This window comes from Mesorhizobium sp. L103C105A0, assembly GCF_000502215.1.
Lineage (GTDB): Bacteria > Pseudomonadota > Alphaproteobacteria > Rhizobiales > Rhizobiaceae > Mesorhizobium.
This window is the reverse complement of sequence record NZ_AYXF01000007.1, coordinates 151,395-173,844: the sequence shown is the minus strand read 5'-3', so window position 1 is coordinate 173,844 and position 22,450 is coordinate 151,395. Positions and strand designations below refer to the sequence as shown.

The following is a 22,450-nucleotide window of genomic DNA, read 5'->3' as shown; positions in this document are numbered from 1 at the left end:
CACAGGTTGCGGCGAGAGTCATGCGGCGGGAACCGCGCTAGCCTACTTGCACTTGGCGATCGACGTCAGCGCGGCCGAGATGCCTTTCAGCGAAAACACATAGGTCGTCGGATTGCCGCGGCCAGACTTCGCCGAGACCTTCATGTCGGTGCCGGTCTTCATGGCGGCGATCAGCACCGGCTCTTCGGCGGCGTTCTCGACCCAGGCCGACTTGCCGCGGGTGAACATCGAGAACGTCTTCTTGTCGATGGTGACGGTGGCCTTGGAGCCTTCCTGGAATGTGTAGCCGGCGATGAATTGCGGCTCGTAGGACACTTGCTGGCCCGGCCGCTGGCTGACGAAGAAGAACATGTCGCCGTGATCGAGCGTCGGCGGCTGCTTGTCGGTCGGCACGGTGAGCACATAGCAGACCTTGCCGCCCTGCGCCTGGTAGCTGTAGGTGCCCCAGGCATTGTGCTGGCCGATCTTGGTCGCCTGCTGCGCCAGCGCCGGCGCGGCAAAAGCCACCAGGACCAGGCTCGAGACTAGTGCAATCAATCCGCGCATCGCTTTTCCCGTATTCCAAATGGTGCGGGGCAGGCCGGCTTGGCGTCCTGCCCGTCGCTTCATTTTGATTTAATCTGGGTTACCAAACGGTGAATTTCCCTCGGAAAAGGACATTCACCCATGGAAACCACCGCCATTTCCGCGCCGCTTCTTGAAAAAACGGCTTCGCAATGTCCCTGCGGCGACTTGGAGGCCACGAAAGCGGCAAGAGTTTGACTTTTCCAACGGCCGCAGCGGAACCCGAAGCCCAGCCGCTATCGTCCTGTTTGAGCGGAGGATTTCTTCTGAACCAAGTTGCCAACGCGACGCCGATTCAGCTCTTGTCGGCGATCGCCTCCTTGGCGGCCTTGCGGTGCGCAGGGGTGATATGGGCGCTTACCGTGGAGATCGCGGCGGTCAGCACGGCGATGTCGTCGGTGAAGCCGAGGCCGAAGACGAAATCGGGTATGACGTCGACCGGCAGCACGAAATAGCCAAGCGCTGCCAGCAATATGCCCTTGGCACGCAAAGGCGTCTTCCTGTCGAGCGCGCAATAATAGCCGGCGACGACCTCTTCCATGAACGGAATCTGCCGGGCGGCCTTCTTGGCCGTGCGCCAGAATTTGGCGCGCACTTCACTCTCGTCGCCGAGCTTGCTGCCGAAGCCGAAGAAATCAAAACCGGGCTGCTGCGCCATCAATCCTCTCCTTGCCGGCCGTCGCGCTACGCGTTGCGCGCGGCCGCCACGGAAAATGTGGTGAAAGTCCCGGTCCACTGCAAGAGGATGGCGCCGATTTGGCGTTGCCGCCCCAGCGTTCAGCCGCCAGCATACCCATTCATCTTCTTGGCCAGCGCGATGTCGAGCGCAGTGACACCACCGGCATCATGGGTGTTGAGCGTCACGTCGACAGTCTTGTAGACGTTCGACCAGTCGGGATGATGGTCCATCTTCTCGGCGGCCAGCGCGACGCGGGTCATGAAGGCGAAGGCTTCGGAAAAATTCTTGAAGTCGAAGCTGCGCTTGATGGAGGCGCCATCGGCTGCCTGCGACCAGCCGGGCAGTTCGGCCAGTGCGGCGGCGATGGCGTCCTTGCTGAGTTTCTCTCTCGTCATGATGATTTCCCGTGCTATCCCAGTTATTGACCCTCACCATAATGCAAGTCGCCCAAAAGTCCTTTGCGTTTTGGGCTTCCAAATGCACGAACGGCGCATATCGAATGAGCGTAAAGCCGATAAATTCCATACTCTTCGTCTGCCTCGGCAACATCTGCCGCTCACCCCTGGCCGAAGGCGTGTTTCGCGCCGTGCTGGCGGAACGCGGCCGCGACATGGTGCTGGACGATATCGTGCTGGACTCTGCGGCGACCGGCGGCTGGAACCTCGGCGAAGCGCCCGACCCGCGCTCGATCGCGATTGCGGCCCGCCACGGCATCGACATATCAGGGCAGCGGGCACGCAAGGTTAGGCCGGAGGATTTTTCGCGCTTCGACCTGATCCTCGGCATGGACCGGCAGAATGTCCGCGACCTCAAGGCGTTGGCGCCGGCCGGTGCGCGCGAACGTATTCATCTCTTGGCAGAGTTTGCGCAGGGCAAAACCCGCGACGTGCCGGATCCCTATTATGACGGGGCCGAAGCGTTCGCTTCGGTCTACCGCATGATCCGCGAAGCGTCGGAGGCGCTGGCGACGAGGTTGGTGGCGCGGGCGTCGACGCCGGAGAGCGGCCACGCCTCCTCGACAATGTAGGGACCGCCGCCGACCGAATCGCGCGACGACATCAGCACGAAGCGGCCGACGCGAAACGGCAGCGTCGAAAAATTGCCGCGCGCCGACAGGTACTGGGCGACGTCGAGCGGGCTCGAATTGCGCAAGCGTGCCAGCGTAACATGCGGGGTGAACTTGCGCGGGTCGGCGGGCAGGCCGAGCCGCTGGCAGATGCGGTCGATTTCGCCTTGCAGCGCCGAAAGGTCGGGCGAGGCGAAGACGCCGGCCCAGACGGCGTGCGGCTTCTTCTGGCCGAAAGCGCCAACTCCGGACAGGGTGAGCGAGAAGGATGGGCGGTGCACCCGGTCGAGTGCGTTGGCGATTTCGTCGGCGACATGGCCTTCGACGTCGCCGATGAAGCGCAGCGTCAGATGGTAGTTTTCGACATCGATCCAGCGGGCTCCGGGCAGGCCGCCCCTGAGCAGGGACAGCGAAAGAGCGGCGTCACGCGGTATTTCGAGGGCGGTGAAAAGACGCGGCATGGTGAGCCTCCCTTCCTCGAATCGAACTGTGCCCCTAGCGAATCATCGATAGTCAAACGGGGCAAGTGGTTTGTTGGTTGCAGGCATTTTTACGAACAGGCGACCCGGGGCCTTCTGCAGCCCGGTCTTTTGTTTCAAAGTTCGCGCGAGGCGAACAGCGTCCTCTCTCTTGATGATAATGGCCATATGACCCTCCTTTGGAGGCTATATGTCCTTTTTGGCCACACCGGTCAAAATGATCGCCGCGTGTTATTCTCGTCACGCCGGCGTTCAACCGCCACCCTGAACTGCCGCAATCGCCTTCTCCACGGCGGGCAGGATGCGCTCGACCATCGCTGCGACGCCCTTCGGATTGGGATGCAGGCCATCCTCCAACTGCAGGCCGGACTGCCCGGCGACGCCATCGAGAAAAAACGGATAGAGCGGCACATCGTATTTCGCGGCAAGCTTTGGATAGATCGCATCGAAGGCGTTCTGGTAGTCGGCGCCGAGATTGGGAGCGGCGCGCATGCCGGCCAAAAGCACCGCGATCTTGCGCGCTTTCAGCTTCGCCAGCATGTCGTCCAGGTTCTTTTCCGTGATGCTGGGCGAGACGCCGCGCAGCATGTCGTTGGCGCCGAGTTCGAGGATAACCAGCCTTGTCCCATCCGGTACCGACCAGTCAAGCCGTGCCAAGCCGCCGCTCGAGGTGTCGCCTGAAACGCCGGCGTTGGCTACGGTGACGTCATGGCCTTTGGCGCGCAGCGCAGCTTGCAATTTGTCGGTAAAGCCATCGCCAGGCCCGAGGCCGAAACCGGCCATCAGGCTGTCGCCGAAGCCGACGATGGTGAACGTCTCGGCGCGCACGGACGAAATGGCGCCGCAAAGGGTGACGAAAAGGACGAGCCCTGCGGCATTCAAGCGTTTGAAAGACATCTTGCGTTTGAAAGACATGTGGCAGGCCCCATATACCCGAGGAATTCTTCCGGCGGCGGCTTCCGGCAAGCAGAGCCTTCATCCTGATATAGGACGCTTTAATTGTGACAGAAGCCGTCATCGCGCTGAAAGACATATCCCTGACCCTGGGCCAAGGGGCTTCGTCCGTGCATGTGCTGAAAGGCGTCAGCCTTGACGTGACGCGCGGCGAGGCGACCGGCATTGTCGGCCCTTCGGGTTCCGGCAAGTCGACCTTGCTGATGGTGCTTGCCGGGCTGGAGCAGGTCGATTCGGGGACGGTGCGGATCGCCGGCGAATTGCTGAACGGCAAAAGTGAGGACGAGGTCGCATCGTTTCGGGGCCGAAACATCGGCATCGTCTTCCAGTCGTTCCATCTCATTCCCAACATGACGGCGCTCGAAAATGTCGCGGTGCCGCTGGAACTGGCCGGCCATGCCGATCCGTTCGGTGTCGCGGCGCGCGAGCTGGCAGCGGTGGGCTTGAGCGACCGCGTCACCCACTATCCGGGCGAGCTGTCCGGCGGCGAACAGCAGCGCGTGGCGATCGCCCGCGCGCTGGCGCCGTCGCCGCGCATTCTCATCGCCGACGAGCCGACCGGCAATCTCGACCAGGCGACGGGGCGGCAGGTTGCCGACCTTTTGTTCGCCAAGGCGGCCGAGCGCGGCATGACCCTGGTGCTGGTCACGCACGATCCGGCCCTTGCGGCGCGCTGCTCGCGCCAGGTGTCGATGCGCTCGGGCCGCATCGAGGATGCGCCGGTAGCGCAGGTCAAGGTGCCGGCCTGATGCCACTGTCGCAGACGCTGAAGCTCGCGTTCCGCTTCTCGCTGCGCGAGATGCGCGGCGGGTTGTCGGGTTTCCTGATCTTCCTTGCCTGCATTGCGCTCGGCGTCGCTGCAATCGGCGGGGTCAATTCGGTGGCGCAGGCGATCACCGCAGGCGTTGCCGACCAGGGCCAGACGCTGCTTGGCGGCGACTTGCGCTTCCAGCTTAACCAGCGCGATGCGACGCCAGCCGAAAGCACCTTCCTCGACCGCCTCGGCACTGTGTCGCACAGCGCCAATATGCGCTCGATGGCGCGGCTGGATGACGGCTCCGACCAGGCGCTGGTCGAGGCCAAGGCCGTCGACGACGCCTATCCGCTCTATGGCGCGATCGAGACCGCGCCGCGGCTTGGCAGAAAGGATTTGTTCGGCGAGAAATCAGGCGTCTTTGGCGCCGCCGCGCCCGACCTGTTGTTCGACCGGCTGAATGTGAAGATCGGTGACCGGCTGAAGGTCGGCAGCGCGACATTCGAATTGCGGGCCAGGCTGGTGAGCGAACCGGATGCGGTGTCGGACGGTTTCGGCTTCGCGCCGCGGCTGATGGTCTCGACCGCGGGGCTTGCCGCCTCTGGGCTGATCCAGCCAGGCAGCCTGGTCGAGAATGCCTACAAGGTTCGGCTGCCGGCCGGCGCCGGCGAGGCCGATCTCAAGACCATCCAGGATCGGGCGGCGAGCGATTTCCCTGAAGCCGGCTGGTCGATCCGCACGCGTTCCAATGCGGCGCCGGCGCTGTCGGCCAACATCGAGCGCTTCTCGCAATTCCTGACGCTGGTCGGGCTGACGGCGCTGGTCGTCGGTGGCGTCGGCGTTGCCAATGCGGTGCGCGCCTATCTCGACGGCAAGCGCGGCGTCATCGCCACCTTCAAGAGCCTTGGCGCCTCGGGCGGCTTCGTCTTCACCGTCTATCTCGTGCAGATCCTGATGATCGCCGGCCTCGGCATCGCGCTTGGCCTCATCCTCGGCGCCGCCATGCCGTTTGCTGCCAGCGCTGCGCTCCAGTCGGTCATTCCGGTGCCGGCTAAAGGCGGCTTCTATCCCGGTGCGCTGGCTCTTGCCGCGCTGTTCGGGCTGCTGGTGACGCTTGCCTTCGCGCTGTTGCCGCTCGGCCGCGCCCGCGATGTGCCGGCGACCGCTTTGTTTCGCGAAATGGGGTTCGAGGGCCGCGGCTTTCCACGCCTGCCCTATCTTGCCACGGCGGTCGGCATCGCGCTCGCTTTGGCGGCGCTCGCCATCCTGTTTTCCGGCGACCGGCGCATCGCCTTGATCTTCGTCGGCGCGACGGTCTTTGCCTTTCTGGTGTTGCGCCTGGTCGGTGCGCTGGTGCAGTGGGTGGCGCGCAAAAGCCCGCGTGTGCGCTCGGTCGCGCTCAGGCTCGCCATCGGCAACATCCACCGGCCCGGCGCGCTGACGCCGTCCGTCGTGCTGTCGCTGGGCCTCGGGCTGACGCTTTTGGTGACGCTGGCGCTGATCGACGGCAATCTCAGGCAGCAGATCTCCGGCAGTCTGCCGGAACGGGCGCCGAATTTCTTCTTCGTCGACATCCAGAATAGCGAGGTCGATGCCTTCTCGACACTGATCGGCAAAGAGGCGCCGAAGGGAACGCTGGTCAAGGTGCCGATGCTGCGCGGCCGGGTGATGGCGCTGAACGGCGTTAGTGTCGACAAGGCCAATGTGCCATCGGAAGGCGCATGGGTGCTGCGCGGCGATCGCGGCCTGACCTACGACGCCAAACAGCCGGCCAATGCGACATTGACCGAGGGCAGCTGGTGGCCGGAGAACTACAGCGGCGAACCGCTGGTCTCGTTCTCCAACGATGAAGGCAAGGCGCTCGGCCTGAAGCTCGGCGATACCGTCACCGTCAATGTGCTCGGACGCAATGTAGCGGCCAGGATCGCCAATTTCCGAGAGGTGCAATGGGAGACGATGGGCATCAATTTCGTCATGGTGTTCTCGCCCAGCACCTTTGCCGGCGCCCCGCATGGCTGGCTGGCGACGCTGACCGAAAAGGATGCCACGGCAGCAGAGGATGCCCGCCTGCTCAACGCCGTCACCCGCGCCTTCCCGGCGGTGACGACAGTTCGGGTCAAGGACGCGCTCGACGTCGTCAACCGGCTGGTCGGCCAGCTCGGCACGGCGATCCGGGCCGCGGCCGGCGTGGCGATGATCGCTTCGGTTCTGGTGCTGGCCGGCGCGCTCGCCGCGGGAAATCGCGCCCGCATCCACGATGCCGTGGTGCTGAAGACGTTGGGCGCCACGAGGCGCACGCTGATCGCGGCGTTTTCGCTGGAATACATGCTGATCGGCCTGGCCACCGCGGTGTTTGCGTTGGCTGCCGGCGGCATCGCCGCCTGGTACATCGTTGCCCGCATCATGACGTTGCCGTCGCATTTCATGCCGGAGGTGGCAGTGGCGACCTTGGTGTTTGCGCTGGTGATCACGGTCGGCATCGGCCTTGCCGGCACCTGGCGGGTGCTCGGGCACAAGGCGGCGCCGGTGCTGCGCGACCTCTAGGCCCAAAACGGCAAGGTTGGCCGAATCTGCCGTTTCCGATTAAATCTTGGTAATGTGCAGTCATGGAAGCCCAAGAAAACCGGCTTCCGGAGATTCACCAAGCGTTGCAGCCCGTTACGGTCTTGTTCTTGACGTCAAGAACCATCATATTTCGCCACAGGCATGCTGGAGCCCCGCCAGCGGCGCCCAGGTCCGAAAGGGCCTGACACCGTACGGGGCAGAAGCAACAGAGGATTCCAATGGCTGAGCCCATTCGCAACTACCAGACTTCGGCCGTGCCGGGCGCGCGCGCCGACATCGACCAAGGCCTGCGCACTTACATGCTCAAGGTCTACAATTTGATGGGGCTTGGCCTCCTCATCACCGGCGTCGCCGCCTGGGGCGCTTTCCAGCTCGCCGTCACCGGCGACGGACAGCTGACCGCTTTCGGCACGCTGATCTATGCCAGCGCCTTCCGCTGGGTGGTCATCCTGGCTCCGCTCGCCGCCGTCTTCTTCCTGTCGTTCAGGATCCAGTCGATGAGCGTGGCCGCGGCGCAAACCACCTTCTGGGTCTATTCGGGCCTGGTCGGCCTGTCGCTGTCGACCATCTTCCTGGTCTACACCGGCGCCTCGATCACTCAGACCTTCTTTGCCACGGCGGCCGCCTTCGGCGCGCTGTCGCTCTACGGCTACACGACCAAGCGCGACCTTTCGGCGTTCGGCTCGTTCCTGGTCATGGGCGTGGTCGGCCTGGTGATCGCCATGCTGATCAACATCTTCCTGCAATCGTCGGCGCTCGGCTTCGCCATCTCGGCGATCGGCGTGCTGATCTTCGCCGGGCTCACCGCCTATGACACGCAGACCATCAAGGAAATGTACTACGAAGGCGATCAGGCCGACGTTGCCGGCCGCAAGGCGATCATGGGCGCGTTGAGGCTATATCTCGACTTCATCAACCTGTTCATGTTCCTGCTGCAGTTCATGGGCGATCGCCGCTAGGCGGTCTTCCCATCAGGCAACTGGACCAGCTGATATCAAGAGGGCGGCCAACGGCCGCCCTTTTCTTTTGTGCCGGCCTTTGCTGTCATGGAGGCAGATGAATCGTCTGCATAAATCATGAGCACTATTTGCATCCGCGCGGCCTTGGAAGGCGACCTCGGCCGAATCACCGAGATCTACGGCGATGCCGTGACGCATGGCACCGCGAGCTATGAGCTGGAGCCGCCCAGCCGCACTGAGATGGGTGGGCGCTTCGACAGCCTGACGGCGGGGGGCTTTCCCTATCTGGTGGCGGAACGAGATGGCGCGCTGCTCGGCTACGCCTATGCCGGCGCGTTCCGGCCGCGCCCGGCCTACCGCTTCATCGTAGAGGATTCCGTCTATGTCGCGCCTGATGCGAAGGGCCAGGGCGTCGGGCTGCTGCTGATGCAGGCGCTGATTGAAGCCTGCCGTATGGCGGGCTTTCGCCAGATCGTCGCGGTGATCGGCGACGGCCATGCAGACAGCGCCTCGGTGCGGCTGCATGAAAAGCTCGGCTTTCGCCATTCCGGTCGCCTGGAAGGCTCCGGCTACAAGCATGGGCGCTGGCTTGACACGGTGTTCATGCAGCTGTCGCTGAATGGCGGCGTAACGGTTCCGCCCGATCCGCATTCGCTGCCGGAGCGGAAGTTTCGTGAGAGCCTGAGGAGGGGAATTGAGGAGAACTGAAGAGAACTGAAGAATTGAGGATCCGAATAGCTGAGAACAAACCCGCGGTATTTCGACCGTTACATCCTCTTTTTTCAATTCTTCAGCTCTTCAATTCCCCAATTTTCAATTAGGCCTGGACAATCTTCAGCTTAGCATCGAAGACGTTGAGCACGCGACCGAGTTCCTGGCCGCGCTTGAGGATTCGGCCGCCGGCGGCGATGACGGCGAAGGCGCCTTGCCGGCGCGCCAGTTTCGGATCCTTGACGATCTGGAACAGCGGCACTTCGCTGGCCCGGCGGAAGACTGAAAACACAGCCCGATCAGACAGATGATCGATGGCATAGTCGCGCCATTCGTTGGCGGCGACCATGCGTCCGTACAGCCTCAGGATCTCGTCGAGTTCACGCCGGTCGAAACGGACCGGCTGGTCGAGGCGTTCGCGTCGCGCCTCGTGCAGCGGGATCAATATTGCGGATGCGTCCCCATCCTCCGTCCCACCGCTGCGATCGGTCATCCCGCGATCCCTTTGAAAATGAATCTCGCTTGCAGAAGTTGGCGTGTTCGCCGTGGAATTGCAAGGCCCGGCTAACCATCCCGGGACCGCGCTGTTTTCGCAACGTCCAGTCACTTTTATAAAACGCGGTGTTTGAATTGGTGATGCCTCGCCACATTTCCGCCTTTTTTTATCCGCGCTCATGCCCCAATGTCCGACGAATTTACCGGCGTTGCCTGAGACGGTTCGGTCCGGCACCGGCTCGTAAACCCCAAGCCCCCCGCCCACGGGTCTGCGTCGGATCGAACCAACCTCGGACTTTCCTCAGGGAGAGACCGGGTGCGACGATCCCAAAACCTAAATGACCGACGTCAGAAGCAAGCTGACGTCGGTTTTTTTGTTTTTGGCTGCTTGAAGAATTTGCCGGAGGCTGCGGTGCCCAGTTTGCGGGCGCATCCCCTCACCCGGATTGCCAGCCGAATTGCAACAGCAATTCGGGCCAATCCGACCTCCCCCGAGCGGAGAGGAGTTCGCGCCAGCGCTGATTCAGCCCCTTCTCCCCTCGGGGAGAAGGTGGCCGAGAGCGGCCGGATGAGGGGGCCTCTTAAGGCTTGTGAATAAACGCCGCGCCCAGAATAGGCCCTGGCAGGCCGTCCTTGCCGACCGATTGCAGCAGCACGGCGCAGCCGCCTTTCTTGGCGATCTCGGTCATCGGCAATTCGTAGCGCTGCGCCTTGCCGTGCCACATGCCGGCGGTCTGGATGCCGGTGACGGCGTTCCAGTAGGTCATGCTGCGGCCGGTGTTCTCGCCCTTGGCGACGGTCACCGTCTGCGGTGGTTCGAAATAGACGATGACGACATGGGCGTCGCTGGGGCCGCTACCGGCGTCGCCGGCATCGATCATGACGCGATCGCTGGTGCGGCTGACCTTGACGCTGACCCGCATGCCTTCACCGGATTTCTCCATGCGGGCAAGCGCGCCGTCGACCTCCTTGCGGCTGGCGCCGTTGACATGGCTGCGACCATTGATGACGGCTTGCGGCGTGTAGACGGAGCGGGTGCCGAAGGCGCGCATATAGTCATATTGCCGGTCGGTATTGTCCTTGCTGCTCAGCGTGTCCTGCCAGCCGAGATAGTCCCAGTAATTGACGTGGTAGGCGAGCGCGACGACGTTGTCCTTGGCCGCCAGCTCGGCAAAGAAAGCGTCCGCCGGCGGGCAGGAATTGCAGCCCTGGCTGGTGAACAGCTCGACCACGCCCAAGGGCCTGTCAATCTGCGGTTTGTCGGTCTGGGTCGTTCCCGATTCCTCGGCGAACCCGGTCCCGGCAAGCGCCGAGAAGGCCAGCGCAAAAGCCGCAAGCCGGAGAGGGTGTCGAGGTGCCATGATCGTTCCGATTCCCGCCGGTGACGCCGGCCTTGTTCTGGTTGCCCAGATTTGTGGCAGAAGCGACAGTCAACGGGAAGTCACGTTGCGGTGAAATTTTTGCTGCCGCAACCATGGGTATGGCCATCACAGGGGGAGCACTTCACCGCCCGGTTCGATCGGGAGCATGGCATCAGGAGCGTGGGGCAGATCTTGCTGAGCCCAGCCGGTTTTTACTCCTGTCGTACAGGGCGGGGCTTCGATCGGGTCGGGCAATGCTTTGGAAAGACTGGGAGTAGGGAGTAGGGAGTAGGGAGTAGGGAGTAGGGAGTAGGGAGTAGGGAGTAGGGAGTAGGGAGTAGGGAGTAGGGAGTAGGGAGTAGGGAGTAGGGAGTAGGGAGTAGGGAGTAGGGAGTAGGGAGTAGGGGATGTCGTTCCCCGCTACCGCCCAATCCCTACTGCCTAAGCCCTGGCCGCTACGCGGCCAGATCGCGCAGCACGTATTGCAAAATGCCGCCATTCTTGAAGTAGTCGAGTTCGTCCAGCGTATCGATGCGGCAGATGATCGGCACGTTCTTCACGGTGCCGTCGCCATAGGTCACCTTGGCGATCATCGTCTGGCGTGGCTTGATGGTGCTTATGCCGTCGATCTCGACCAGCTCGTCACCCTTGAGGTTGAGCGAGGCCCATGAGGTGCCTTCCTCGAAGACGAAGGGGATGACGCCCATGCCGACTAGGTTGGAGCGATGGATGCGCTCGAAGGACTGGGCGATGACGGCACGGACACCGAGGAGATTCGTTCCTTTAGCTGCCCAGTCGCGCGAGGAGCCGTTGCCGTATTCGACGCCGGCGAAGATGACCAGCGGCACGCCTTCCTTTTTGTATCTCATCGCCGCGTCGTAGATCGATTCCTCTTCCTTCGACGGGTAGTGGATGGTGTAGCCGCCCTCGCGGCCGTTCTCGCCCAGCATGTGGTTGCGGATGCGGATGTTGGCGAAGGTGCCGCGCATCATCACCTCATGGTTGCCGCGCCTTGTGCCGTACTGGTTGAAGTCGGCAACGCCGACGCCATGGTCGGTGAGGTATTTGCCGGCCGGGGAAGCGGCCTTGATCGAACCCGCCGGTGAGATGTGATCGGTGGTGATCTTGTCGCCGAACAGGCCGAGCACGCGCGCGCCCTTGATGTCGCCGATCTTGCCGAAACCGGAGGTCATGCCGGCGAAATAGGGCGGGTTCTGCACATAGGTCGAGTTGTCGTCCCAGGCATAGGTCTGGCCTTCCGGCGCCTTGACGTTCTGCCAGTATTCGTCGCCCTTGAAGACGTCGGCATATTTGCGGGCGAATAGCTCACGTGTGACGTTCTTCTCGATGAACTCCTGGATCTCGGCCGAACTCGGCCAGATATCCCTGAGATAGACCGGCTTGCCGTCACGGCCTTCGCCGAGTGGCTCGGTGGTCAGGTCCTTGGTGACGGTGCCGGCCAAAGCATGGGCTACCACCAGCGGCGGCGACGCCAGATAGTTCGCCTGCACGTCAGGTGAAACACGGCCTTCGAAGTTGCGGTTGCCGGAGAGCACTGCGGCGGCGATCAGGCCCTTATCGTTGATGGTCTTGGAGATCGGCGCCGGCAGCGGGCCGGAATTGCCGATGCAGGTGGTGCAGCCGAAACCAACCAGGTTGAAGCCGATCTGGTCGAGCTCCTTCTGCAGGCCGGACTTTTCCAGATATTCGGCGACCACCTGGCTGCCCGGCGCCAGCGAGGTCTTCACCCACGGCTTCTGCTTGAGGCCGAGCCGGTTGGCGTTGCGCGCCAAGAGGCCGGCGCCGATCAGCACGCTCGGGTTGGAGGTGTTGGTGCAGGACGTGATGGCGGCAATCACGACATCGCCATGGCCGAGATCATGGTCGGTGCCTTCGACGGCATAGCGCTTGTGGATTTCGGCAGCCTTCTTGTACTCGGTCTCCATCGCCTTGGCGAAGCCGGCCGGAATGCCTTCGAGCGGAACGCGGCCTTCGGGACGCTTGGGACCTGCCATCGACGGCACGACGCTGTCGAGCTCGAGTTCGAGCAGGTCGGTGAAGACAGGGTCGGCCGAGCCGGCGTCACGCCACATGCCTTGCGCCTTGGAATAGGCTTCGACCAGGGCGATGCGGCTTTCCTCGCGGCCCGACATTGTGAGGTAGCGGATGGTCTCGCCATCGACCGGGAAGAAGCCGCAGGTGGCGCCATATTCGGGCGCCATGTTGCCGATGGTGGCGCGGTCGGCCAGCGTCATGTTGGACAGGCCCGGGCCGAAGAACTCGACGAACTTGCCGACGACGCCCTTCTTGCGCAGCATCTGGGTGACGGTCAGCACCAGGTCAGTGGCGGTGATGCCTTCCCTGAGTTTGCCGGTGAGGCGGAAGCCGATGACTTCGGGCAACAGCATGGAAACCGGCTGGCCGAGCATCGCCGCCTCGGCCTCGATGCCGCCGACGCCCCAGCCGAGCACGCCAAGGCCGTTGATCATGGTGGTGTGCGAATCGGTGCCGACGCAGGTGTCGGGATAAGCGGTGGTTTCGCCGTCTTCCGTGTTGGTCCAGACGACCTGACCGAGATATTCGAGGTTGACCTGATGGCAGATGCCGGTGCCGGGCGGCACGACGCGAAAATTGCGGAACGCCTGCTGGCCCCATTTCAGGAATTTATAGCGCTCTTCGTTGCGCTCATATTCGAGCTCGACATTCCTGGCAAAGGCCAGTGGCGTGCCGAATTCGTCGACTATGACGGAGTGGTCGATGACGAGGTCGACCGGCACCAGCGGATTGATCTTCTGCGGATCCCCGCCGAGCGCCTTGAGGCCGTCGCGCATGGCGGCAAGGTCGACCACCGCCGGGACGCCGGTGAAATCCTGCATCAGGACACGCGCCGGGCGATAGGCGATCTCGACGCCAGCGGTGCCCTTGTCGGTCAGCCAGCCGGCCACAGCCTGGATAGAGTCCTTGGTGACGGAGCGGCCGTCTTCATTGCGCAAAAGGTTTTCCAGCAGCACCTTCATCGAATAAGGCAGCTGGGCAATGCCGGTGAGGCCGTTCTTCTCGGCCTCGACCAGATTGTAATAGACATAGTCCGCGCCACCCACGGTGAGGGTGCGGCGGCAATTGAAACTGTCGAGGGATTTTGACACGTGCGGTCCGTCCTTGTCTGTTCAGCCTGAAAGGGAACGGACGCCGATGGGCATGCAATCACGCGCAAAGGTGCGGGTACGGCCATTTCCGCTGTCCGTTCCCAGCCAACCCGAGCCGTTCAAGGCGGCGCGTGCGCTGGTTCGGCGCAAATTCTGTTCCCGTGCCGACCGCTGGCACGGATGTCCCGCATATAGAGAATTTTCTGGAATAGTTCTAGACAGTTGCGGAGCAAATTTGTGCGATGCGGCAGCTATCGCGCGGTAAAGTTTTCGGGACGGGCAGGCATGCGGCTGATTGCCGAAAATCTGGGCGGCGAACGCGGCGGCGAGACGGTCTTTTCCGGCATCGGTTTTGCGCTCGACAAGGGCCAGGTGCTGGTCGTCACCGGGCCGAACGGCTCGGGCAAATCGACGCTGCTCAGGGTCATCGCCGGGCTGCTACCGAAGGCGCAAGGCGATGTGCGCATCGAGGGCGGCGAAAGGTTTCCGACGATCGCTTCGGCGGTCCACTATCTCGGCCACCTCAATGCACTGAAGACGGCGCTCAGCGTGGCGGAGAATCTGCGCTTCTGGCGCGATTTCAACGGCGATGGGCAGTTGGGTGTCGGAGAGGCGCTGGAGACGGTTGGTCTCGGCGGCATCGGCCATCTGCCTTTCGGATATTTGTCGACCGGGCAAAGGCGGCGGGCGGCGATTGCGAAATTGCTGGTCAGTCATAAGCCGCTGTGGCTGCTGGATGAGCCGACGGCTGGGCTGGATAAGGCCTCGGAGGCGCGGTTTGCGGGGCTGATGACGAGGCATTGCGCAGAAGGCGGAATCATTGTCGCGGCGACGCATTTGCCACTGGGATTGGATGGAGCACAGGCATTGAGGATGGGAGCAACAGGGTGATGTCGGCATTCCCGCCCACCCCCCTCTGCCCTGCCGGGCATCTCCCCCGCAGGGGGGGAGATCAGATGTCATGCCGGCTTTCGCCAATCACCGGCATTGAAAAAGAGGCGTCAGCAACGGAACTGCCAATCTCCCCCCTTGCGGGGGAGATGTCCGGGAGGACAGAGGGGGGTGTGAAGGAACGCCACCTTCGGCAAGATGGCGATCAAACCGCAGGCGCGGCTTGGCAATGCTAGCCCTCTTCCTGCGCGACGTCCGTCTCTCAATCCGTGCCGGGGGCGGGGCGCTCACCGGCGTCATCTTCTTCCTCGCCGTCATCGCCACCATCCCCTTCGGTGTCGGACCGGACCTGAAGCTGCTCGCCCGCATCGGTCCGGCGATCCTTTGGATCGGCGCTCTGCTCGCCTGCCTGCTCGGCCTCGACCGGCTGTTTCAGGCCGATCGCGAAGACGGTTCGCTCGATCTTCTGGTGCTGGGCAATGACCGCCACATGCTGGCGCTGACGGTGCTGGTGAAGTGCCTGGCGCATTGGGCGGGCAGCGTTCTGCCGCTGGTGGTTGCGGCACCTCTGCTGAGCCTGTTCATGAACATGGAGCCGCTCAGCATCGGCGCCACCGCGCTGACGCTGCTGGTCGGCACGCCGGCGATCACTTTCATCGGCGCGGTCGGGGCGGCGGTGGCGGTGGCGCTGCCACGTGGCGGGCTGCTGATCTCGGTGCTGGTGCTGCCGCTGACCATCCCGGTGCTGATCTTCGGGGTGTCGGCGAGCTACGGCGCGGTGGCCGATCCTGATCCGTTCCTGCAGCCCTTCCTCATTCTTGCCGCGCTGACGCTGTTTCTTGCCGTGCTGGGTCCGGTGGCGGCAGCACTGGCGCTGCGGCATGGAACGGATTGATATGACCGCTGCGGCGCGACGATCAATTGCGAAGCCCCAGCCGCAAAGCTAAGAAAGCCGCAAAGCTATGGGAAGGCCATGATCGAGCACGACGAAGTGACGGTGGAAGGGGAGCGAAGCGCATGAGTGCACACGCACTCTATGTCGCGGCCGCCTATGGCATCACGGTGATCGTGCTGGCCGGGCTGATCGGCTGGATCCTGCTCGACCAGCGGACCCGCAAGCGCGAACTGGCAGACCTCGAAGCGGCCGGCGTGCGGCGTCGCTCGGACAAAGCCGGTACTGGGGCCAGCACTGGGACCGGCACCGGGGCCAGCAAGCCATGAGCACGGAAAGCGAAACGCCGGCGTCGCCGCGCCGCCGCCTGATCGTGCTGATGCCGCTGCTGGTTTTTCTCGGCCTCGCCGGATTGTTCCTGTCGCAGCTTTTGTCGGGACGCGATGAGGCGGCAGTGCCGTCGGCGCTGATCGGCCTGCCGGCGCCGCAGACCAACCTGCCGGCGCTGGAAGGGTCAAACCTGCCCGGGCTGGATTCAAAAGCCTTCGCCGGCAAGGTAACGCTGGTCAACGTGTTTGCATCGTGGTGCGCGCCGTGCCGGGAAGAGCATCCGGTGCTCTTGGCGCTGTCGCAGGACAAGCGCTTCGTCATGGCCGCGCTAAACTACAAGGACCAAGCGCAAAACGCGCGCCGGTTCCTTGGTGATCTCGGCAATCCGTTCCAGGCGATAGGTGTCGACGAGGCCGGCCGCACGGCCATCGACTGGGGCGTCTACGGCGTGCCGGAAACCTTCGTCATCGGCAAGGACGGCAAGATTGCCTACAAGCATGTCGGGCCGCTGACAGGGGAGTCGGCGAGGGATGTTCTGTTGCCGCAGATTGAAAAGGCGCTCGCGGCACCGGGCTGACGTTGGCGCCATGCCCCCTCATCCGGCCGCTGCGCGGCCACCTTCTCCCCGAGGGGAGAAGAGGGAAGGCGTCGGCGCTGGCTCCTCTCCCCTCGGGGAGAGGTCGGATTGCCCGAATTGCTCATGCAATTCGGTTTGGCAATCCGGGTGGGGGTCGTGCCCCGCTGCCGTCTGAAAGCTCAGCCGTAGATCTGCTTGTGAACCTGGTAGAGCATTTCCGAGCGGTCGGCGCGCAGGTCGGCCAGATCGCGGCTCGTCAGGTTTTCGATTTCCGCGACGAGGCGGTTGTAGTGGCGGCGCTTGGCCATCGAGGTGCGCGCGCGGGAGAAGAGGTTGTCAAAAGCCATAGCAAGGGTCCTTTCGTACCGCATATCAGCGGTGAATTGTTCCTCCCTTGGTCGTTCGCACCATGACATAGGAATGGTGCGATGCAAAAAGAAGATGTTGCAATGCACCATTGCACAGGGCGCATAGCGGGTTAATACAGCGCTAACAGCACCATAAACGGCCGGACAGGCTGGCGGGCCATGCCGGCCGGGCACCTTTTGTCTTACAATTGCGCCTGCGCCACCTTGCCATCGCGCCCGCAGGCTGGCTTGATCCGCGCGTCACGTGATGCCCGGAGGAAATGCATGGCGACCGCAGACTATTACGAAATTCTCGATCCGCGTTTCGCGCGGCTGTTCAACGGCAACGCCCAGGTGGAAAAGCTGTTTACCGGATGTCAGTGGGCGGAAGGGCCGGCCTGGTTCGCCGCCGGCCGCTATGTCGTCTGGTCCGACATCCCCAACAACCGCATGCTGCGCTATGACGAGACCGACGGCAATGTGAGCGTCTTCCGTCAGCCCTCCGGCAATTCCAACGGCAACACCGTCGACCGCCAGGGCCGACTGGTGACGTGCGAGCATTCCGGCCGCCGCGTCAGCCGCACCGAGCATGACGGTTCCGTCACCACCATCGCGGCCGAATGGAAAGGCAAGCGGCTGAATTCGCCCAATGACGCGGTCGTGAAATCCGACGGCTCGATCTGGTTCACCGATCCGAGCTACGGCATCGACACCGACTATGAGGGCGACAAGGCCGAAAGCGAGATCGGCGCTTGCAATGTCTACCGGGTCGATCCGGATACGGGCGAGGTCGAGGCCGTGATCACCGACATGGTCCGGCCGAACGGGCTTGCCTTTTCGCTGGATGAAAGCCAGCTCTATGTCGTCGACACCGGCCGCACGCATGGCGCGCAGAACCCCGCGCATATGCGGGTCTTCAACGTCGGCAAGCACGGCAAGAAGGTGTCGGGCGGCAAGGTGTTCGCCGACTGCACGGCCGGCCTGTTCGACGGCTTCCGGCTCGACGAGGCCGGCCGCATCTGGACCAGTGCCGCCGACGGCATCCATTGCTACGATCCCGACGGCACGCTGATCGGCAAGGTCAAGGTGCCGGAAGTGACCGCCAATTGCGTGTTCGGCGGCAACAAGCTGAACTGCCTCTACATCGCCGGCACGACGTCGCTCTACATGGTGCGGCTGATGGTGAACGGGGCGAAGACGTATTGAGGCTGCTGGAAACGCTTCTCTGGCGGCCCTTGATGGCGTTTCTGCGCATGTCCGCGGCGCCTGTTGCGCGGCGGCCGCCGGAACCGCCGCCAAGCGGTTCGCCGGAGCGGATTTCGAAGCCGCGGCGCGGCGCTATCAGATACAATTCAAGGGGAGGACATCATGCCATTCGTCAACATCCGCATCGTCAAGGAAGTGATCGCCGCTGATCCCGCTGGCAAGAAGGCCGACATCGCCAAAAAGGTCACGGCGGCCATCATGGACGCCACCGGGCTTAGCAATGACGACGTCTGGGTGGTGTTCGAAGAGGTCAACGCGCGCGACTGGTATGTCGGTGTGACCGATGTCGAGACGTTGCGGAAGGGGTAGCACTGCGGCACGTTGGGGTGCGCCGCACCCTTTCGTTCGTCATCCTAGGGTCTGCGCCGCGTCGCTTCGCTCCTTGCTCCGCCCTAGGATGACGAGGCAACGTTTGCGCGTATAAAGCTCGCGAAAACCTGCACCGCTTCGCGCATGGCCCGCAGGTTCTCGTCCTCTCCCAGGATCGCTTCTATCTCCGGCGGTTTCTTGCCGAGCAAGGCAATCTCCAGAACCGCATTCTCACAAAGCGCGAACGACATGGTGCGCATGATCTCGGCCAGCGCGGCGCGGGCATAGAGCGAGCGCGCGGAGGCGTGGGCCAGCATGGCGGGCTTGCCGACTGCGGCGTCGCGCGAGACCAGCCAGTCGAGCGCGTTTTTCATGCCGCCGGGCACGCCATGGGCATATTCGGGGCAGGAGACGATGATGCCATCGGCGCTGGTGACGGCCTCGATCAGCCGCATGGCCTCGGCCGGTGTGCGCTCGCCTTCGTCATCCGGGTTGAAGATCGGCAGCAGGCCGAGCCCGTCATACACAGTTACGCGGCAATTCGAAGGCGCGTTCGCGGACAGCGCCGCCAGCAGCGCCGAATTGGTCGAGGCGGCGCGCAGGCTGCCGGAGATGGCGAGGAGTTCGATCACGGGGAAACAGGGCTAGGGAAACCGGCAAAGGACTGCAATGGCGAATCGTACCCCGAAATCTACCACAGGGTCTTGCTGTAGGCCTCGTCCAGCGAGCGGTCGAAATCATCGGCAGTTTCGGTATGCGCCATCTGATCGGACAGGATCTGACCCAGCGTCGGCAATGTCGCGCGGTTGTGCCAGCTGTCCGGCTTCCACAATTCGGAGCGCATGAAGGCCTTGGCGCAGTGCATGTAAGCGGCCTTGACGCTCACCACGACGACGCTTTGCGGTTGCTTGCCGTCGACGGTGAGGCGCTCGCGCAAACCGGCATCGACGGTTATGCGGGCGTCGCCATTGATGCGCAGCGTCTCGTTCATGCCGGGGATGAGAAAAAGCAGCCCGACCGAAGGGTTGAGCAGGATGTTTTCCAGCGTGTCCAGCCGGTTGTTGCCGGGCCGGTCGGGAATGGCGATGGTCCTGTCGTCGAGGACAAGGGCAAAGCCCGGTCTGTCGCCTTTCGGCGTCACGTCGGCATTGCCGGCGCCGTCGGAAGAACCGATCAGCACGAAAGGGCTCTTGCCGATGAAGGAGCGGCAGTGGCCGTCAAGCGCCTTGAGCTCCTTGCGCATCGATGCGTCGGTCGGCCGCGGCGTTTTGTAGATCGCCCTCAGTTCATCGCGCGTGGTAACGAATTCCATGGCCGTCTCCGTTTATTCGGACGCAATTCCGGACGGAAAACCGCTTCACACTTTTCCTGGAATTGCTCTACTTGCCGGCTTCTTCCACCTTCTCGGCCTTATCCTCGATCGAATGGTGCAGGATCAGCGGCATCTGGCTGAAGGTGAACAACAGGGTGATCGGCATGATGCCCCAGACCTTGAAGGTAACCCAGAAGTCGGTGGAAAAATTCCGCCACACCACTTCATTGGCAAGAGCCAGGAACAGGAAGAACAGGCCCCAGCGGAAAGTCAGCTTGCGCCAGCCTTCGGCATCGAGGCGAAAGGCCGAATCGAAGACATAGCCGAGCAGCGATCGGCCGAAATACAGACCGCCGAGCAGCACGCCGCCGAACAGGGTGTTGACGATGGTCGGCTTCATCTTGATGAACACGTCGTCCTGCAGATAGAGCGTCAGCGCGCCGAAGATGAAGACGACGACGCCCGAGACCATCGGCATGATCGGCAAGGTGCGCAGCAGCAGCCAGGAGGCGATCAGCGCGATCGCCGTCGCCGCCATGAACAGGCCGGTGGCGACGAAGATCGGCCCGCCGAATTCGGCCAGGACAGGAAATTTCTGCACCAGCCAGGCGCCGCGTGCATTGGCGAAGAAGAACACCATCAGCGGCCCGAGTTCCAGCACCAGCTTGAGCAGCGGATTGACGCTTTCTTTCTTCTTTCGCGGGTCGGACGGGTCGCGTTCGAGGATGGGTGAGTTCATGACTTCCTTCTGACGCATGATCTTGTCCAAAAAGCCGTCAGCTCTTCGGGATCATTGCCTGTTACGCTACGCCGGCGATCGCCCTGGCGAATTCGCCGGCCGAGAATGGTTCGAGGTCGTCGACCTGTTCGCCGACGCCGATAAAGTAGACCGGCAGTTTGTGCTTTGCCGCGATCGCGACCAGAATACCGCCGCGCGCCGTGCCGTCCAGCTTGGTCATCACCAGGCCGTTGACGCCGGCGACATTGCGGAAGATCTCGACCTGATTGAGCGCATTCTGGCCGGTGGTGGCGTCGACCGTCTGCAGAACGGTATGCGGCGCTTCCGGATCGAGCTTGCCCAGCACGCGCACGATCTTTTCCAGCTCCGCCATCAGTTCGGTCTTGTTTTGCAGCCGGCCGGCGGTGTCGATGATCAGTACGTCGGAGCCGGCCTCCTTGGCGCGTTCGAAAGCGTCGTAGGCGAGGCCGGCGGCATCCGCGCCGATCTTCGAGGCGATGACCGGAGACTTCGTCCTCTCGCCCCAGATCTTCAGTTGCTCGATGGCTGCAGCGCGAAAGGTATCGCCGGCGGCCAGCATCACCGACAGGCCACCATCGGTCAGTTTGGCGGCGAGCTTGCCGATGGTCGTGGTCTTGCCGGTGCCGTTGACGCCGACCACCAGAATGACATGCGGCTTGTGCGACAGGTCGAGCTCCAGCGGCATGGCGACATGGGCCAGCACCTTCTCCACCTCGGCCGCCATGATGGTGCGGACATCCGCGTCGGAGACATCCTTGCCATAGCGGCTGGCAGCGAGGGCATCGGTGACGCGCAAGGCTGTTTCCATGCCCAGATCGGCGCGGATCAGCACGTCTTCGAGGTCCTGTAGCGTCTCTTCGTCGAGCTTTCGCTTGGTGAAGACGCCGGCGATGTTGCCGGTGAGTTCTTTCGAGGAGCGGGCAAGCCCGTCGCGCATGCGCTGGAACCAGGAACCTCGCGGCGCCGGTTCGGGCGCCTTTTGCGGCTCGGCTTTCTGCTCGACCTTTTTGGTGACGGTGACTTTGCCGGGAGCTGGTTTTGACTGTGGCGAAGGTTGCGGGGCCGGCGCGGGCGCTAGCTCGGCAACGATGGTCTTGGCTTCGACCGGCGCGGGTACAGCTTCAATCGACGTGCGCTTTACCTCCCCCTTGATGGGGGAGGTCCCAAGCGAAGCTTGGGGGTGGGGGTGATTTGCGCTGGCGTCTGCGCCATCACCCCACCCCGCCGCTTCGCGTCGACCCTCCCCATCGAGGGGAGGGTGGGGCGCCTCGTCCTTCTCCCCGTGGCTATACGGGGAGAAGGTGCCGGCAGGCGGATGAGGGGCGGCGCTGACCTCTGAGGTAGGCTCTGCGGGAGGCGCGGACGGTTGCGGCACTTCGATCGGGGCGGCCGGTTCTGCTGGAGTCTCGGCAGGCGTCGGCACTTCGACGGGAGCGGGCTCCAGCTGCGGTTCCGGACGCGATGGTTCGATCTCCGGCTCGGCCGGCGCCGGCGGCACTTCTTGGGGCTGCGGCTCGGGAGCCGGCTCCGGAACGGCTGGCGCAGGAACTTCTTCCGGTGCAGGCGGCTCGGGTATCTCCGGCTCAGGCTGCGGTTCTTCTACCGGCGCGGGCTCCGGCAACGGTTCCGGCTCGGATGGGACGACCGGTTCCGGCGCGGGCGGGATGGTCGGCGCGGGTTCGGGCTTCGGTTCTTCTGGCGCCGACTGCGGCGCAGGCTTTACCTCCCCCTCGACGGGGGAGGTCCCAAGCGAAGCTTGGGGGTGGGGGTGAGTGGCGCCGGCGTCGGCGCTCTCGCCCCTCCCCGCCACTTCGTGGCGACCCTCCCCATCGAGGGGAGGGTGGGGCGTCGGCGGCTCGGGCTCCTCGCGCTTCAAGAACTCCGGAACGACCTGCTCGGCCGCCGGCTTCAGCGCCTCAAGCGCATCCCACTTGATCGGCGGCAGGGGAGCGGTTTCGTCGATGCGCTCCTCGACGACTTCCTTCTTGCCGAACGAAAATATGTTCTTGAAAAAACCGGCCATGCTTCAATCG

The 22,450-nt window shown here is 63.4% G+C and carries 25 protein-coding genes; 11 read left to right on the top strand and 14 right to left on the bottom strand.

The annotated features are described in order from the left end of the window. Positions 1–42: 42 nt before the first annotated feature. The 3 genes from X727_RS144295 to X727_RS144305 form a co-directional block, all read right to left on the bottom strand. Positions 43–546, bottom strand: coding sequence for an invasion associated locus B family protein (locus X727_RS144295; protein ID WP_023671718.1), 504 nt, complete (start codon positions 544–546; stop codon positions 43–45). Between the two features lie 313 nt (positions 547–859). Beyond that, the gene (locus tag X727_RS144300) at positions 860–1,222 is read right to left on the bottom strand and encodes a YkvA family protein (protein ID WP_023671719.1); all 363 of its coding nucleotides are present in this window, start codon (positions 1,220–1,222) and stop codon (positions 860–862) included. 119 nt (positions 1,223–1,341) lie between these two features. After that, the gene (locus tag X727_RS144305) at positions 1,342–1,638 is read right to left on the bottom strand and encodes a 4a-hydroxytetrahydrobiopterin dehydratase (protein ID WP_023745436.1); all 297 of its coding nucleotides are present in this window, start codon (positions 1,636–1,638) and stop codon (positions 1,342–1,344) included. 104 nt (positions 1,639–1,742) lie between these two features. Between X727_RS144305 and X727_RS1000000166785 the strand changes: the two genes are divergently transcribed. Next, complete coding sequence (locus X727_RS1000000166785; RefSeq protein ID WP_081726171.1) at positions 1,743–2,270, top strand: low molecular weight protein-tyrosine-phosphatase; 528 nt, start codon at positions 1,743–1,745, stop codon at positions 2,268–2,270. Here the strand turns inward: X727_RS1000000166785 and thpR are convergent. From thpR to X727_RS144315, 3 genes are all read right to left on the bottom strand, one after another. Beyond that, a complete protein-coding gene (thpR, locus tag X727_RS144310) occupies positions 2,174–2,770 on the bottom strand; it encodes an RNA 2',3'-cyclic phosphodiesterase (protein ID WP_023683839.1) in 597 nt (198 codons plus the stop codon). The two genes, X727_RS1000000166785 and thpR, sit on opposite strands and share 97 nt — an antisense overlap. 42 nt (positions 2,771–2,812) lie before the next feature. Continuing rightward, a complete protein-coding gene (locus X727_RS1000000168050; protein ID WP_023834706.1) occupies positions 2,813–2,956 on the bottom strand; it encodes a hypothetical protein in 144 nt (47 codons plus the stop codon). An 84-nt stretch (positions 2,957–3,040) separates the two neighbouring features. Then, positions 3,041–3,685 (bottom strand): arylesterase, encoded by a 645-nt coding sequence (locus tag X727_RS144315; RefSeq protein ID WP_023745434.1) that lies wholly within the window; start codon positions 3,683–3,685, stop codon positions 3,041–3,043. A gap of 104 nt (positions 3,686–3,789) precedes the next feature. Between X727_RS144315 and X727_RS144320 the strand changes: the two genes are divergently transcribed. The 4 genes from X727_RS144320 (at position 3,790) to X727_RS144335 (ending at position 8,728) form a co-directional block, all read left to right on the top strand. Beyond that, a complete protein-coding gene (locus X727_RS144320) occupies positions 3,790–4,491 on the top strand; it encodes an ABC transporter ATP-binding protein (RefSeq protein WP_023745433.1) in 702 nt (233 codons plus the stop codon). Continuing rightward, entirely contained in the window at positions 4,491–7,040 is a 2,550-nt protein-coding gene (locus X727_RS144325) for an ABC transporter permease (protein WP_023745432.1), read from the top strand. Before X727_RS144320 ends, X727_RS144325 begins: the two co-directional genes overlap by 1 nt. A gap of 239 nt (positions 7,041–7,279) precedes the next feature. After that, positions 7,280–8,020 (top strand): Bax inhibitor-1/YccA family protein, encoded by a 741-nt coding sequence (locus X727_RS144330; RefSeq protein ID WP_023671726.1) that lies wholly within the window; start codon positions 7,280–7,282, stop codon positions 8,018–8,020. Positions 8,021–8,137: 117 nt separating this feature from the next. Further along, positions 8,138–8,728, top strand: coding sequence for a GNAT family N-acetyltransferase (locus X727_RS144335; protein ID WP_023834705.1), 591 nt, complete (start codon positions 8,138–8,140; stop codon positions 8,726–8,728). Between the two features lie 109 nt (positions 8,729–8,837). On the opposite strand, the gene X727_RS144340 is transcribed toward X727_RS144335, so the two are convergent. The 3 genes from X727_RS144340 to acnA form a co-directional block, all read right to left on the bottom strand. After that, the gene (locus X727_RS144340) at positions 8,838–9,224 is read right to left on the bottom strand and encodes a DUF2794 domain-containing protein (RefSeq protein WP_023683844.1); all 387 of its coding nucleotides are present in this window, start codon (positions 9,222–9,224) and stop codon (positions 8,838–8,840) included. A 583-nt stretch (positions 9,225–9,807) separates the two neighbouring features. Next, positions 9,808–10,587, bottom strand: a complete 780-nt coding sequence (locus X727_RS144345; RefSeq protein WP_023834704.1) for a thioredoxin family protein — start codon at positions 10,585–10,587, stop codon at positions 9,808–9,810. A gap of 455 nt (positions 10,588–11,042) precedes the next feature. Further along, positions 11,043–13,733: an aconitate hydratase AcnA gene (acnA, locus tag X727_RS144350; RefSeq protein ID WP_023726027.1), complete on the bottom strand. Its 2,691-nt coding sequence runs from the start codon at positions 13,731–13,733 to the stop codon at positions 11,043–11,045. Between the two features lie 285 nt (positions 13,734–14,018). On the opposite strand from acnA, the gene ccmA reads away from it, so the two are divergent. From ccmA to X727_RS144370, 4 genes are all read left to right on the top strand, one after another. Next, positions 14,019–14,624 (top strand): heme ABC exporter ATP-binding protein CcmA, encoded by a 606-nt coding sequence (gene ccmA, locus X727_RS144355; protein ID WP_023834703.1) that lies wholly within the window; start codon positions 14,019–14,021, stop codon positions 14,622–14,624. Between the two features lie 229 nt (positions 14,625–14,853). Then, positions 14,854–15,519, top strand: coding sequence for a heme exporter protein CcmB (gene ccmB, locus X727_RS144360; RefSeq protein WP_023828742.1), 666 nt, complete (start codon positions 14,854–14,856; stop codon positions 15,517–15,519). A 122-nt stretch (positions 15,520–15,641) separates the two neighbouring features. After that, positions 15,642–15,845 (top strand): heme exporter protein CcmD, encoded by a 204-nt coding sequence (gene ccmD, locus X727_RS144365; RefSeq protein WP_023834702.1) that lies wholly within the window; start codon positions 15,642–15,644, stop codon positions 15,843–15,845. Then, complete coding sequence (locus X727_RS144370) at positions 15,842–16,423, top strand: DsbE family thiol:disulfide interchange protein (protein ID WP_023834701.1); 582 nt, start codon at positions 15,842–15,844, stop codon at positions 16,421–16,423. The genes ccmD and X727_RS144370 overlap by 4 nt, the downstream gene beginning before the upstream one ends. A gap of 179 nt (positions 16,424–16,602) precedes the next feature. Here X727_RS144370 and X727_RS1000000168590 read toward each other — a convergent pair whose 3' ends face one another. Continuing rightward, positions 16,603–16,770 (bottom strand): hypothetical protein, encoded by a 168-nt coding sequence (locus tag X727_RS1000000168590; RefSeq protein WP_023742107.1) that lies wholly within the window; start codon positions 16,768–16,770, stop codon positions 16,603–16,605. Positions 16,771–17,055: 285 nt separating this feature from the next. Between X727_RS1000000168590 and X727_RS144375 the strand changes: the two genes are divergently transcribed. After that, complete coding sequence (locus X727_RS144375; protein ID WP_023671738.1) at positions 17,056–17,976, top strand: SMP-30/gluconolactonase/LRE family protein; 921 nt, start codon at positions 17,056–17,058, stop codon at positions 17,974–17,976. A 162-nt stretch (positions 17,977–18,138) separates the two neighbouring features. Continuing rightward, positions 18,139–18,345 carry a 4-oxalocrotonate tautomerase family protein gene (locus tag X727_RS144380; RefSeq protein ID WP_023683852.1) on the top strand — a complete coding sequence of 69 codons (207 nt, stop codon included), beginning with the start codon at positions 18,139–18,141 and terminating at the stop codon, positions 18,343–18,345. 83 nt (positions 18,346–18,428) lie between these two features. On the opposite strand, the gene X727_RS144385 is transcribed toward X727_RS144380, so the two are convergent. The 4 genes from X727_RS144385 to ftsY form a co-directional block, all read right to left on the bottom strand. Then, positions 18,429–18,977, bottom strand: coding sequence for an NADPH-dependent FMN reductase (locus X727_RS144385; RefSeq protein ID WP_023834700.1), 549 nt, complete (start codon positions 18,975–18,977; stop codon positions 18,429–18,431). 59 nt (positions 18,978–19,036) lie between these two features. Then, complete coding sequence (locus tag X727_RS144390) at positions 19,037–19,657, bottom strand: pyridoxamine 5'-phosphate oxidase family protein (protein WP_023834699.1); 621 nt, start codon at positions 19,655–19,657, stop codon at positions 19,037–19,039. A gap of 67 nt (positions 19,658–19,724) precedes the next feature. Next, complete coding sequence (locus X727_RS144395; RefSeq protein ID WP_023745428.1) at positions 19,725–20,396, bottom strand: septation protein A; 672 nt, start codon at positions 20,394–20,396, stop codon at positions 19,725–19,727. A 61-nt stretch (positions 20,397–20,457) separates the two neighbouring features. Further along, positions 20,458–22,440 (bottom strand): signal recognition particle-docking protein FtsY, encoded by a 1,983-nt coding sequence (gene ftsY, locus X727_RS144400; RefSeq protein WP_023834698.1) that lies wholly within the window; start codon positions 22,438–22,440, stop codon positions 20,458–20,460. Between the last annotated feature and the right edge of the window lie 10 nt (positions 22,441–22,450).